Here is a 14453-nt window from a genome sequence, read left to right as displayed (position 1 = left end):
TGTCGCAGCCCTACAACCCCAATATTGCCGTAACAACATTGGTTTGGGCTAATCCGCGTTCGCTCGCCACTACTAACGGAATCACTTTTGTTTTCTCTTCCTATGGTTACTTAGATGTTTCAGTTCACCACGTTTGCTCACCCGAAGGTGTGACATGTCTTCAACATGACGGGTTGCCCCATTCGGAAATCTACGGATCATAAAATATGTGCTTCTCCCCGTAGCTTATCGCAGCTTATCGCGTCCTTCTTCGCCTCTGAAAGCCTAGGCATCCTCCATACGCCCTTATTTAGCTTATTGTACTTTTTGCTGTAGCTTGCGCTACAACGAGCTCTTTATAATTCTTGTTCTTATAAAAATATGTTGTTAGATATTATCTAACTCTCTATCTTGATTCTTTACGATATCATTTTACCAATATGTCAATGAACGTTGTGGCGAGTCGCCACTGACAAGTAATTAAACTTGTTAGTTACAATCTGCCTGCAATACTCTCAGAAATAATAATTCTTATTATCTCTGGACATTGCCCAGTGGAGAATATCGGAGTCGAACCGATGACCTCTTGCGTGCAAGGCAAGCGCTCTAGCCAGCTGAGCTAATCCCCCAATTGCAAATTCAAAATTATGAATTCAGAGAATTGTGAATCCCAACTTCTAGAATTTCCTTTACTTAGTCTTAAAATTGTAGTCTCGGGCAGACTCGAACTGCCGACCTCTACATTATCAGTGTAGCGCTCTAACCAGCTGAGCTACGAGACTGTCTTAGACAGCTTAGATATTAATATCAAACATCTAAAAATTATCTCATTTTTAAGATCTTAGTCTATTTTTTAAAATTAACAGCAAAGAGCAAAATTAACCTCTATTGTAACTCACCATCTTTCTCTAGAAAGGAGGTGTTCCAGCCGCACCTTCCGGTACGGCTACCTTGTTACGACTTAGCCCTAGTTACCAGTTTTACCCTAGGCAGCTCCTTGCGGTAACCGACTTCAGGCACCCCCAGCTTCCATGGCTTGACGGGCGGTGTGTACAAGGCCCGGGAACGTATTCACCGGATCATGGCTGATATCCGATTACTAGCGATTCCAGCTTCACGGAGTCGAGTTGCAGACTCCGATCCGAACTGTGATATGGTTTATAGATTCGCTCCAACTCGCGTTGTGGCTGCTCATTGTCCATACCATTGTAGCACGTGTGTAGCCCAGGACGTAAGGGCCGTGATGATTTGACGTCATCCCCACCTTCCTCACGGTTTGCACCGGCAGTCTCGCTAGAGTCCTCAGCTTTACCTGCTAGCAACTAACGATAAGGGTTGCGCTCGTTATAGGACTTAACCTGACACCTCACGGCACGAGCTGACGACAACCATGCAGCACCTTGTAAAGTGTCCGAAGAAAAAGGTATCTCTACCCCTGTCACTCTACATTTAAGCCCTGGTAAGGTTCCTCGCGTATCATCGAATTAAACCACATGCTCCACCGCTTGTGCGGGCCCCCGTCAATTCCTTTGAGTTTCAATCTTGCGATCGTACTCCCCAGGTGGGACACTTATCACTTTCGCTTAGTCACTGAGACAAATCCCAACAACTAGTGTCCATCGTTTACGGCGTGGACTACCAGGGTATCTAATCCTGTTCGCTCCCCACGCTTTCGTCCATGAGCGTCAGTATATACGTAGTAGACTGCCTTCGCAATCGGTATTCTAAGTAATATCTATGCATTTCACCGCTACACTACTTATTCTATCTACTTCCGTATAACTCAAGTCAACCAGTATCAAAGGCAGTTCCATAGTTAAGCTATGGGATTTCACCTCTGACTTAATTGACCGCCTGCGGACCCTTTAAACCCAATGATTCCGGATAACGCTTGCACCCTCCGTATTACCGCGGCTGCTGGCACGGAGTTAGCCGGTGCTTATTCTTACAGTACCGTCAAGGAACTACACGTAGTTCTGTTTCTTCCTGTATAAAAGCAGTTTACAACCCATAGGGCAGTCTTCCTGCACGCGGCATGGCTGGTTCAGAGTTGCCTCCATTGACCAATATTCCTCACTGCTGCCTCCCGTAGGAGTCTGGTCCGTGTCTCAGTACCAGTGTGGGGGATAATCCTCTCAGACCCCCTACCTATCGTTGCCATGGTAAGCCGTTACCTTACCATCTAGCTAATAGGACGCATAGTCATCTTGTACCAATAAATCTTTAATTTAAAAATGATGCCATCTCTAAACATTATGGAGTATTAATCTTCATTTCTAAAGGCTATCCTCCTGTACAAGGCAGATTCTATACGCGTTACGCACCCGTTCGCCGGTCGCCGACATCTAGCAAGCTAGATTCGCTGCCCCTCGACTTGCATGTGTTAAGCCTGCCGCTAGCGTTCATCCTGAGCCAGGATCAAACTCTTCATTGTATAATCTTTAATATTATTAATGTTAAGTTCCAAAAGAATTTTATAATAGCTTAATCTCTTAAACTACTACCGGTAATTCTACTCTTTAATTACGCTGTCAATTTCAATATTTTCAATGAACGTATCGAGTCGATACTGACAAATACTTTACATACTTCGTCTCAAAACTCAATCTCTTGTAGAAACACTAGACTCGAACTAGCAACTTATCGTCTTCCAAAATTTCTGTGATCGTGCCGCTTTGTGAAAGCGGATGCAAAACTACAAACTCTTTTTAATCTGACAAAACTTTTTTAAAGTTTTTTTGTTTGATTTGCTACACTATTTTAATGAACTGCTTCCCTAAAATTCGGACTGCAAAGATACTCACTTTATTTCCTAATAAACAAGAATTTGTTAAACTATTTTTTAACCTTTTCTTTAAATATCTTACATCCCTATCTTAATGAACTTTTGCTAACTTTAAAACTTAGCGTTTCTCCGTTGGCGGGTGCAAATATAGATACCTTTCCCCACTTAACAAGCACTTTTTAAACCTTTTTTTTAAAATATTTATTAATACACTATAAGATAATTAGTTACACCCGAAAGTTTTTTATCCTATACTTCTCTCCTACCTTTGTTTACTATATTTATTACTATTTTAATGCTTCTAACATGGAAGTACATATAACTATTACAGTACTTAATTATCAACTTTAGTAAGAATTTGAATTCTTTCTTTTTTTACTTTTTCTTTCGTTTTCGCTTCTTTCGCATCTTCGAAAACATCTCTTTATACTCGGATACATCAATATATCCTCTACTTTTGGATACAATTACTAAATAATTCTTTCGTAATTTAGGCTCTTGATACTCCAACTTTTCTTCTATATATGCTCGCTGTATAATGTCCTCTACTAAATAATCTTCGTTTTCCGCTTCAGGTTTATACTCTGACTTTAATGATAGTTTAAATAAATTTGCTGTGGTATTGTACCAAAAAGCTTTCCAACCACTTCTTAACTCTTTTACATTAGCAAAGGCTGTTTTTCCCGTTTGACGATGAATTAGTTTTAACAAAATTCTTCCTTCTGTTCTTGTTAACTTTTTTAAGGGAGCTGTTAACTCTTCTTCTAAATACTTTTGAATTCTTTTTATATACTTTCTTTTTTTACTTTTTGATTTAATTCTAGCTAAACGTGAGTTTACACTATCTACTCTTTTTGCTGCTAAAATTGCATAAGGATATGCTTTGAATACTTTTTTTCGAAGCCAATAATAATAAAGAATATCTTTTTTTTCTTTAAACTTATGCTTTGGAAGTACAGTTACCTCGTTTAACTTTATCATTAAACTGTCTCCTTCTTTTACCAAAATATATTCATTGTTAAAGTTTGGTAATGTATCTTTAATTTGTGCATTTAATCCTGCTACAAATAATAATAAGTGTATGAATAGTATTTTTTTCATTTTATTTTGATAAGCAAAAGGATTTCAAATGTATCATTTCTCTTTTAAAACAAAAAAACTCATGAAGTATTTCATGAGTTTTTATTTATTTTTTTGCAGTTTCTTTCTATTCTGCCATAATTGAAGCTGCTACTTGTTTATAAGTTCCGTTTTCTAACTTTTCACGAATTGCAGAAAAAGCTTCAATTGTTTCATTTACATCTTCAATTGTATGACGTGCTGTTGGAATTAATCTTAATATTATTAATCCTTTTGGTATCACTGGGTATACTACAATTGAACAAAACACTCCATGGTTTTCTCGTAAATCATTTACCATTGCCATGGCTTCTGGAATTTCTCCTTTTAGGTATACTGGTGTGATACATGTTTGTGTTGTTCCTAAATCAAAACCTGCTTCACGTAAACCTGACTGTAACGCATTGGTTATTTTCCAAAGGTTTTCTTTTAGTTCAGGCATGGTACGAATCATATCCAAACGTTTTAATGCTCCTTTTACCATCGGCATTGGTAATGATTTAGCGAACATTTGTGATCTCATATTATATTGTAGGTATTGAACAATATCTTTGTCTCCTGCAAAGAATGCTCCAATTCCTGCCATAGATTTTGCAAATGTTGCAAAATATACATCTATTCCGTCTTGTACTCCTTGTTCAAACCCTGTTCCTCTTCCTCCTTCTCCTAATGTTCCGAACCCATGAGCGTCATCTACTAATAAACGAAAGTTATATTTTTCTTTTAAGGCTACAATTTCTGCTAAACGCCCTTGTTCTCCTCGCATACCGAAAACACCTTCAGAAACTAACAAAATTCCACCTCCTGTTTTTTCTGCCATTTTGGTGGCACGCTTCAAATTTTTCTCACAGCTCTCTATATCGTTATGGCGATATACAAAACGTTTTCCTGCGTGTAAACGAACTCCATCAATAATACATGCATGTGTATCCATGTCATATACTATGATATCGTCTTTTCCTACTAAGGCATCAATTGCTGATACCATTCCTTGGTATCCGAAATTTACTAAATAAGCTGCTTCTTTACCAACAAATTCAGCACATTCTTGCTCTAATTGTTCATGGTATTTAGTATGACCTGACATCATACGAGCTCCCATAGGGTAAGCCATACCATCTGTAGCAGCAGATTCTCCATCTACTTTTAACACTTCTGGATGATTTGCTAATCCTAAGTAGTCATTAATACTCCAAGTTATTACTTTTTTTCCATTGAAAGACATGCGGTTAGAGATTGGTCCTTCTAATTTAGGAAACACATAATATCCTTCTGCTTTATCCGCCCATTTTCCTAAAGGTCCTTTATCTCCTTTAATTCTTTCAAATAAATCTTTAACCATTGTTATTTTTGATTTTTATAGGTTGCGAAAGTAGTGCTTTTTAACAGATTTTCAAAAATTACCGAGTGTTTCATTTTCAATAAATAACAAACATACTACTTTGGCATACCTATAAAGCTCTTTGATTTTTAAGATAAAATGTTCGATTTTAATTCCTCTACAAAAGGTTGTTTATATAGTCTTTTTCCTAAAGCTTTATGTATTGCATTCGCAACTGCTCCTCCTGCTGGTGGTAAGCCTGGTTCTCCTAAACCTGTAGGTGATAATTCATTTTGCACAAAATGAACTTCTACTTTAGGTGTTTCATTCATTCTTATAAGCTTATAGTTGTCAAAATTTCTACTTGAAGGTGCTCCTTCTTTAAAAGTTAAGTTTCCATACATTGCGTGTCCAATACCATCAATAACTCCTCCTACTACTTGGTTTATAGCTCCTGTTGGATTAACAACTATACCACAATCAACCGCTGTAACTACTTTTGTTATAACCGGCACTCCATCTTTTAGCTCTACCTCTGCAACTTCAGCTACGTGGGTATTATGACTGTAATAAGCTGAAAAACCTTGATAAACTCCTTTTTTAGCTTTTCCCCAGCTCCCTTTTTCTGCTGCTAACTTTATAGTGTCTTGCATTCGTTTACCTGAGTACTCTATTCTTTTATCTTCTGTGGCTTTTACATTTTCTAACAATTCTAAACGTAACTGCACCGCATCTATCTCTAATTCTTCCGCTAATTCATCGAAAAAACTTTGTTCTGCATAGCCTAAAAAGTTAGTATATGGTGCTCTCCAAGCTCCTGTACTAATATTACTCTTGTAATTTCCAGTTGATACTTTATAGTTTGGAATACATCCTGCAGGAAAGAAATGCGGTATTAATCCGTACATATTATCATTTACGGCTGCTTCTTTCAAATGGTATCCTGTTATTTTTCTGTCTTTTATTGATGCTGCGATTCTATATTTAATTGCTGGCCTATATGTTCCGCTAGTTACATCGTCTTCTCTCGTTGAAACCATTTTTACTGGTTTTTGTATTTTATCAGATATTTCCAACGCTTCATAAACAAAATCTCCATATAATCTTCTTCCGAAACCTCCTCCCATTCGGGTCATTTCTACATGAACTTCTTCCAAATTACGCCCTAACATTTCTGCTGCAACCATTGCTGCATATTCTGGTGTTTGTACAGGACCAACTAGGTGTACTTTTTCTGGTGTTACACTTGCGAAAAAGTTCATTGGTTCCATACAGTTATGAGGCAAAAACGGTGAATGATAGGTACGTTCGATAACTTTATCTGCTTCTGCAAAAGCTTTTCTTACATTTCCGTCTTCTCTTCTTACATCTAAGTCACTCGCTTCTAATAATTTTGTTAGCTTTTCATTATGAAGTTTTGTATCTTCTAACTCAGAATTATCTTTCCATACAGTTTTAATTGCTTTTGCTCCTTTAATTGCCGCCCATGTATTTTCTGCTAGTACAACTACTTTATCCGTTTTCGTTAACTTAAACGTCCAATTAGCTTTTCCTGACTCAATAAAGTTTCTTGCTTTCTCTCCTATTGTTATAACATCTATTACTCCTGACACTTTCTTTGCTTCTGCTGCATCGTATGACTCTAACTCTTGTCCAAAAGAAGGAGGTCTTACTACAGATGCGAACAACATACCTTCTTCTTTATAGTCTAAACCGAATAAAGGTTTTCCTGTTACTATTTTTTCTATATCAACATTTATAGCATTTTTACCAATAATGGAGAACTCAGATGGCTTTTTTAAAGCGACGTTTTCTGGCACCTCTAAAGTAGCAGCTTCTTTTACTACTTCACCATATCCTAACGTTTCACCTTTTGCATTTGTAATAATTCCTTTTGAAGCTGAACAAGTAGTTGCATCTACTCCCCATTTTACTGCTGCCGCATTAATTAACATTTGTTTTGTAGTTGCTCCTGTTTCTCTAAGCGCTGTCCAGCCATGACGAATTGATTGACTACCTCCTGCTAACTGTCGTGTATAGTTTTTGGTATCTAAAGGAGCTTGTGCAACATGTACTTTATCCCATTCTACATCTAACTCTTCTGCAATAATCATAGGCATTGAAGTTTTTACCCCTTGACCTATCTCTGGATTTGGAGAGTAAATAGTTACATAGCCTTCATCAGATATTTTTATAAATGCGTTAAAATCGTTGAAATTTAAGTTTTCTACATCTACAGATGGTTTTACATTAGGTTTACAGGCAGTAAATAGATTAAATCCAATCATAATACCACCACTAGCTAATGCAGAAGTTCTTAAAAAATTTCTTCTGCTAAACGTAAAGTTTTTTTCTTGTGTACTCATGATTGAAAGTTTTTAAGACATTTTATCTGCAGCCAATGCAACTGCCTTTTCTATTCTATTGTATGCAGCGCAACGACAAATATTACCTTGCATTGCTTCTCTTATCTCTTCTTTAGAAGGTTTTGGATTTTCTTTTAAAAAGGAAGCTGCTGTCATAATTTGACCTGCTTGACAGTAACCACATTGTGGAACATCTACTTCTTTCCAAGCTTCTTGTAACGGATGATCTCCTTCAGTTGATAGCCCTTCAATGGTTGTTATTTCTTCACCGTCCAACATAGAAACTTGTAATTGACAACTTCTCATTGCTGTTCCGTCTACATGAACAGTACAGGCTCCGCATTGTGCTATTCCACAACCGAATTTAGTTCCAACCATATTGAGTTCATCTCGTAAAACCCACAACAATGGTGTATCAGCATCTGCCTTAAAGGATACCGACTTTCCGTTAATTTTTAATGTATAATTTGGCATTTTTGCTAATTTTTGTTTGTATCGTGTAAGTTACAAAAAATATAAATGCTTGTTTGTTAATGGGGTTCTTTTAAGATAATTTTAAATAAAAAGAGAGGCAAAAGCCTCTCTTTTTATTATTTATTTTCTAAAAACGTAGTTACGTTTTTCTCTATTCTTTCGAGTACGCTTTCGGTGTTTGCTTTTACAAAGGTTTCTCCTGTGATTTGTTCGTATAACTCAATGTACCTATTTGAAATCTCTATAACTTTTTCATCAGACATTTCAGGAATTTCTTGTCCTTCTTTTCCTTGAAAACCGTTTTCAATTAACCACTGACGCACAAACTCTTTTGATAATTGTTTTTGCTTCTCTCCTTTTTCTTGACGCTCAGCATACCCATCAGCATAAAAATAACGAGAAGAATCTGGTGTATGGATTTCATCTATCAATACAATTTTACCATCTTTAGTTTTTCCAAACTCATATTTGGTATCTACTAAAATCAATCCTCTTTTAGCAGCTAATTCAGTCCCTCTTTGAAATAACTTTCTTGTGTAATCTTCTAATACTAAATAGTCTTCTTCTGAAACAATTCCTTTTGCTAAAATATCTTCACGAGAAATATCTTCATCGTGTTCTCCATTATCTGCCTTTGTTGATGGTGTAATAATTGGCTCTGGGAATTTATCATTTTCTTTCATTCCTTCAGGCATTGCTACTCCACAAAGCATTCTTTTTCCTACTGCATATTCACGAGCTGCATGACCAGATAAATATCCGCGGATTACCATTTCTACTTTAAAAGGTTCACATAAATGACCTACTGCTACATTTTCATCTGGATTCGCTAATAACCAATTTGGAACAATATCCGCAGTATCGTTCATCATTTTTGTAGCAATTTGATTTAGAATTTGTCCTTTAAAAGGAATTTGGCGTGGTAAGATTACATCGAAAGCGGAAAGACGATCAGAAGCTATCATTACCAATAAATCATCATTGATGTTATATACTTCTCTTACTTTTCCTTTATAAACTTCTTTTTGCCCTTGAAACTGAAAATTTGTTTCGTTAATTGTATTCATTAGTATATTGTTGTGTTGTTGCCCGCAAATGTAAGTATTCTACTCTTCTTTTTGAATAGTTTTTATTTGTTTTATATTTTCTAAAATAGGTGTTACAGTTACGAATGTATTCCCTTGTTCTACATAAAAAATATAAGCACTATTTTGACCTATTTTTTTAGCTTTTAGTTGAGAATCATCTTTAAAAACTAATGTCATATTATTCTTAAGCCTACCTTCTGCTAAACGTTTTTTATAATTTATCCCCATTCCTAGCCTAAACCCTAACAATAAAGAAAACACCATAATAAAAACAGAAACTATAAAAGCTGACTTGTTGTCGTACTCTTTTCTTTTTGCTTTTTTATTTGCTTCAATCCTCTTTTTCAACCATTTTACTCTCTTTAGTATTTCTTCTATTTTAACTGAGTTTTTAATAAGGAAATACAAAGACATGGAAAATACTATAAGAATTACTGACAACGCCCAATTGTTAGCTAATAATGAAATAGGAGACAAAAGTGTATCTGTGATAGTTATGTATTGTAAATAATCTATATCTAGATAACGATAAAAAATGGTATCACTAACTAAGCCTAAAGCAATCAAAAATATATACCCTACCGATAAATATTCTTGAAATCCCAAGTTTTTAAACATACTTTATTCCGTTTCTATGCTTTTGTAAGCTGTAATAATCTTTTTAACTAATCGATGGCGGATTACATCTTTGTCATCTAAATACACCTGTGCAATTCCTTCAATATCTTTTAACGCTAATAACGATTCTTTCAATCCAGAAACTTGTCTTCTTGGTAAATCTATCTGACCTGGATCTCCAGTTATGATAAACTTTGCATGCATTCCCATACGTGTTAAAAACATCTTCATTTGTGCATGAGTAGTATTTTGTGCTTCATCTAAAATTACAAAAGCATTGTCAAGAGTTCTACCACGCATAAACGCTAAGGGAGCTATTTGTATTACTCCTTTTTCTAGATGTGATTCCAGTTTTTCATGTGGAATCATATCTCTTAAGGCATCGTACAAAGGTTGCATGTATGGATCTAGTTTCTCTTTTAAGTCTCCAGGAAGAAACCCTAAGTTTTCACCTGACTCCACCGCAGGTCTTGTTAATATAATTCGTCTTACTTCTTTTTCTTTTAATGCTTTTACGGCCAAAGCAACCGCTGTGTATGTTTTACCAGTACCTGCAGGTCCTACAGCAAATAACATATCATTTTTTTGCATTAACTCTACCATTTTACGCTGATTAGCTGTTTGCGCTTTTATTAGTTTTCCACTAACACCGTGTACTAAAACATCTTTTGCATTTCCAGATTTTCGTATTTCTTCTTCCTTACCTGTTGACGTTAAAATTCGCTCAATACTATTTTCATCTAGCTTGTTGTATCTATTAAAGTATTTGATAAGCATCTCTAGCCTCTTTTCAAATTCGTTTAACAATTCAGGTTCGCCAAAAATTTTAAGTTTATTTCCTCTAGCAACTATTTTTATTTTAGGAAAGAATGTTTTTAACTGAGTAATAGTGCTGTTTTGAGCTCCAAAAAAATCGTTTGGGTTGATTTCTGTTAATTCAATTACGCGTTCGTTCAAATGATAAAAGTTTTAATATTATTCACACTAAAAATAATGATTATTTTTCTTGAATTACGTAGTTTTGTTTAAAATTTCAGCATAATTTTTCACAGATTAATTAACAAACACCTAAATTAATGTCTCTTATTACATTAACTACTGATTTTGGAACGAAAGACCACTTTGTAGGGGCTGTAAAAGGAGCTATTTATTCTGAGTTACCCGATGCTAAGATTGTTGATATTACGCATGAAATTTCTCCTTTTAACATTACTGAAACTGCTTATATTTTAAAGAATGCTTATAAAAGCTTTCCTGATAAAACAATTCATGTTATTGGGGTAGATTCAGAATTAAGTGTGGACAATAAGCATATTGCCTTAGAATTGGATAATCATTATTTTATTTGTCCTGATAACGGACTAATTTCAATGATTGCTTCTGAAATTAAACCTACTAAAATTTTTGAAATTAATATTCACGATCGTATTGAGAGTAGCTTTCCTGTGTTAGACGTTTTTGTGCAAGTAGCTTCTCATATTGCTCGTGGTGGTAGTTTAAGTGTTATTGGTAGAGAGGTTGACACGTATAAAAAGATTGTTGAAATTAAGCCTAAAGTAAACGAGCAGCAAACTATTATTGCGGGTGGTGTTATTTACATTGATAATTATGGAAATGTAATTACTAACATCAGTAAAAAACAATTTAATACTATTGGAAAAGGCCGTGATTATAAAGTTACGGCTAGACGTTATACTTTTTCTAAAATTTACAGCAGATATAACGAAATTGTTGATTTTTCGGTAACTGATAAACGACAGTATGATGGTGAAAAGCTCGCTATTTTTAATTCTGCTGGCTTTTTAGAAATTGCTATTTACCGAAGTAATTTAGAAACGGTTGGTGGCGCTTCTACCCTACTTGGTTTGGAATATCGCGACACTATTACTGTTGAGTTTGAAAACCCTATTAAGCCAGAATTTACACCTATTAATTAAATATATGTTTGTACGAATTGTAAAAATGAGTTTTAAGCCAGAAAAAATTAAAGAATTTTTAAACAACTTTAATTCCAAAAAAGAGTTTATACGAAATTCACCTGGTTGCCGTTTATTAGAGTTGTATAGAGACAAAACGAATCCAAATATATTTTTCACTTATAGTTATTGGAATACTGAGCAAGATTTAGAAAACTACAGAAATTCTGATTTATTTAAAGGAATTTGGGCACAAACCAAAATACTATTTAATGATAAACCACTTGTTTGGAGTGTAGATAAAGTTGAATCGCTACCTTAGTCAATACCTATCTGAAAATAACTAAATATTATAAACAACTAAAATAGTTATAAATTGTTACCACTACTAAAGAAAGAATTTAACTCATTTTTTGCCTCTCCCATTGCCTATTTGGTTATTGGGGTATTTTTACTTGTAAATGGCTTATTTTTATGGGTATTTAAAGACAATTTCAACATTTTAAATGCGGGGTTTGCCGATTTAAATAGCTTTTTTTATTTAGCTCCATGGTTGTTCTTATTCCTGATTCCTGCTATTACAATGAAAAGTTTTGCTGATGAATTTAATAGTGGAACTATTGAAATTCTAAAAACGAAACCGCTTACCGATTGGCAAATTGTACTGGGTAAGTTTTTCGCTTCTCTTTTGTTAGTTGTCATCGCCATATTACCAACATTAACCTATACATATACTGTATATCAATTAGGAAGTCCTGTTGGAAATTTAGATGTAGGTAGTACTATAGGTTCGTATTTAGGTTTATTATTTTTAGCAGCAACCTATACAGCTGTTGGATTATTTACTTCTACCCTATCCAAAAATCAAATTGTGGCATTTATTTTAAGTGTATTTATCACTTTTGCTTTATTCTATGGTTTTGATGCTGTAGGTTCTTCTTTAGGAAATTCAGGATACACCTTACGGCAATTTGGTATTAACGAACACTTTAAAAGCATTAGTCGTGGTGTAGTAGATAGTCGTGATTTAATTTATTTTATCAGTGTTACATTCTTCTTTTTATTCATCACTAAACAACAGTTAAAAAATGAATAAGAAATTACAACATATTGCATTAGCCCTTATCGGACTGTTATTTGTTAATTACATCGCTAATTCAGTTTACAAACGTTTCGATTTAACACAGGACAAACGTTATACCTTATCTGAAGTAAGTGAAAATCTTATTGATAAAATTGATACCTCACTAACGATTCATGTATTCTTAGAAGGTGATTTTCCTGCGGAATTTAAACGTTTACAAATAGAGACACGCCAGTTTTTAGAAGAATTACAAGCTAAAAACGCCAATATTCGTTTCCGTTTTATCAACCCTGATAATATTCGTGAACGTTTGGTAAAAAGAGGAATGATGCCTAGCCAGTTAACTGTAGAAGAAGATGGAAAGTTATCTGAAGCTATTATTTTTCCTTGGGCTGAAATCACTTATGGTAAAAAAGTAGAGTTAATTTCTTTACTTCCTAACTCAATTGCCAAGACACAAGAAGCTCAGCTACAAAATGCTGTTGAAAAATTAGAGTATTCTTTTGCTAATGCATTACATAATGTTACTTTAAAAGAAAGACAAAAAATAGCGGTATTAGCTGGTAATGGTGAGTTGCAAGATATTTATCAATATAGTTTGTTAAGTGAAGTTGGTAAAAAATATCGTTTAGCTAAGTTTACATTAGATAGTGTTGCTAACAATCCGCAAAAAACCTTAAAAGACTTAAGAGCATACGATTTAGCAATTATTGCTAAACCTACCGAGCGTTTTACAGAAGAGGAAAAGCTTACCGTTGATCAGTTTATAGCAAACGGTGGTAAAAGTTTATGGATGCTAGATAATAACTATGCGGATACTGATAGTTTGTATAATGAAGGAAAAATGTTAGCATTTCCTCGTGATTTGAATTTAACGGACTTATTGTTTGGATATCAAGTTCGTGTAAACAATAAACTCATTCAAGATTTATACTCGGCTAAAATTCCGTTAGCCACAGGAAATGTAGGAAATCAAACACAGTTTCAACACTTAAATTGGTTTTATCATCCACTAGTTAGTGGCAATCCGAACCACCCGATTACTAAAAATGTTGCACCTGTTCGTTTTCGTTTTGCTACTCAAATAGATACTTTGAAAGGAAACTTAAAAAAGACTCCGTTATTAGTAACTTCTGTACTTACCAAACAAACAGGAACTCCCAACTTTATTGAGTTACAAAGTATCGCCAAAGAACCAAAAGAAAATGAATTTGCTTCAGGTCCACAATTATTAGCTGTTCTTATAGAAGGTAACATTCCTTCTGCTTATAAAAACAGAATGAAACCTTTTGACGCTCCTGATTTTAAAGCTGAGAGTACAAACAATAAAATGATTGTAATTGCTGACGGTGATGTAGGTAGAAATCAGATTTTAAAAGGAAAACCTCACGATTTGTCCTTAGATAAATGGACAGGAGAACAGTTTGGTAATAAAGAGTTTTTAATCAATGCTATTGATTATTTATTAGACGATTCTGGATTGATTCAATTACGCAATAAAACCATTCAAATTAACTTATTGGATAAACAACGTGCTTTTACTGAAAAACGTTTTTGGCAATTTATCAATATTGGTGTTCCTTTAGTTTTGTTAGCTCTGTTTGGTATTGGGTTTAATTACTGGAGGAAGAAGAAATACTCTTAATTGTATTATAGTTCTTAAATAAAAAAATCAATACTTAGAAGTATTGATTTTTTTATTT

Annotated in this window: 11 protein-coding genes, 2 tRNA genes and 2 rRNA genes (1 of these 15 only partly in view); 4 read left to right on the top strand and 11 right to left on the bottom strand. The window is 34.5% G+C overall.

Features of this window, described 5'->3' with window-relative positions; genetic code table 11:
* The 11 genes from ACXIHB_RS00960 to ACXIHB_RS00910 form a co-directional block, all read right to left on the bottom strand.
* Window positions 1–300: ribosomal RNA gene (locus tag ACXIHB_RS00960) — 23S ribosomal RNA — on the bottom strand (it extends 2573 nt beyond the left edge of the window).
* Window positions 301–534: 234 nt separating this feature from the next.
* A tRNA-Ala gene (locus tag ACXIHB_RS00955) sits at window positions 535–608 on the bottom strand.
* 79 nt (window positions 609–687) lie between these two features.
* Window positions 688–761 (bottom strand) — tRNA-Ile (locus ACXIHB_RS00950).
* Between the two features lie 130 nt (window positions 762–891).
* A 16S ribosomal RNA gene (locus ACXIHB_RS00945) occupies window positions 892–2413 on the bottom strand.
* Together the 16S and 23S rRNA genes with 2 tRNA genes alongside form the textbook arrangement of a ribosomal RNA operon.
* Window positions 2414–3139: 726 nt before the next feature.
* Window positions 3140–3865, bottom strand: coding sequence for a DUF4294 domain-containing protein (locus tag ACXIHB_RS00940; protein ID WP_437824773.1), 726 nt, complete (start codon window positions 3863–3865; stop codon window positions 3140–3142).
* A gap of 106 nt (window positions 3866–3971) precedes the next feature.
* Complete coding sequence (locus tag ACXIHB_RS00935) at window positions 3972–5225, bottom strand: aminotransferase class I/II-fold pyridoxal phosphate-dependent enzyme (RefSeq protein ID WP_047790610.1); 1254 nt, start codon at window positions 5223–5225, stop codon at window positions 3972–3974.
* 128 nt (window positions 5226–5353) lie between these two features.
* Window positions 5354–7570 (bottom strand): xanthine dehydrogenase family protein molybdopterin-binding subunit, encoded by a 2217-nt coding sequence (locus tag ACXIHB_RS00930; protein WP_462098668.1) that lies wholly within the window; start codon window positions 7568–7570, stop codon window positions 5354–5356.
* 12 nt (window positions 7571–7582) lie between these two features.
* Entirely contained in the window at window positions 7583–8044 is a 462-nt protein-coding gene (locus tag ACXIHB_RS00925) for a (2Fe-2S)-binding protein (RefSeq protein ID WP_462098667.1), read from the bottom strand.
* Between the two features lie 116 nt (window positions 8045–8160).
* Window positions 8161–9111: a phosphoribosylaminoimidazolesuccinocarboxamide synthase gene (locus ACXIHB_RS00920; protein WP_462098666.1), complete on the bottom strand. Its 951-nt coding sequence runs from the start codon at window positions 9109–9111 to the stop codon at window positions 8161–8163.
* Between the two features lie 39 nt (window positions 9112–9150).
* Window positions 9151–9750, bottom strand: a complete 600-nt coding sequence (locus tag ACXIHB_RS00915) for a hypothetical protein (protein WP_462098665.1) — start codon at window positions 9748–9750, stop codon at window positions 9151–9153.
* Window positions 9751–9753: 3 nt separating this feature from the next.
* Entirely contained in the window at window positions 9754–10707 is a 954-nt protein-coding gene (locus ACXIHB_RS00910; RefSeq protein ID WP_073183483.1) for a PhoH family protein, read from the bottom strand.
* Between the two features lie 119 nt (window positions 10708–10826).
* Here ACXIHB_RS00910 and ACXIHB_RS00905 point away from each other — a divergent pair, with 119 nt between their 5' ends.
* The 4 genes from ACXIHB_RS00905 to gldG are packed head-to-tail and all read left to right on the top strand — an operon-like array spanning window position 10827 to window position 14395.
* Window positions 10827–11687: an SAM hydrolase/SAM-dependent halogenase family protein gene (locus tag ACXIHB_RS00905; RefSeq protein ID WP_047790604.1), complete on the top strand. Its 861-nt coding sequence runs from the start codon at window positions 10827–10829 to the stop codon at window positions 11685–11687.
* Window positions 11688–11691: 4 nt separating this feature from the next.
* A complete protein-coding gene (locus ACXIHB_RS00900) occupies window positions 11692–11988 on the top strand; it encodes a putative quinol monooxygenase (RefSeq protein ID WP_073183485.1) in 297 nt (98 codons plus the stop codon).
* 54 nt (window positions 11989–12042) lie between these two features.
* Window positions 12043–12762, top strand: coding sequence for a gliding motility-associated ABC transporter permease subunit GldF (gene gldF / locus ACXIHB_RS00895; RefSeq protein ID WP_462098664.1), 720 nt, complete (start codon window positions 12043–12045; stop codon window positions 12760–12762).
* A complete protein-coding gene (gene gldG, locus ACXIHB_RS00890) occupies window positions 12755–14395 on the top strand; it encodes a gliding motility-associated ABC transporter substrate-binding protein GldG (protein ID WP_462098663.1) in 1641 nt (546 codons plus the stop codon). The genes gldF and gldG overlap by 8 nt, the downstream gene beginning before the upstream one ends.
* Window positions 14396–14453: the final 58 nt, after the last annotated feature.

The organism is Tenacibaculum sp. IMCC1, from assembly GCF_054906355.1.
Note: the sequence above shows the minus strand (reverse complement) of the source record. Positions and strands in the feature narration are given on the sequence as shown.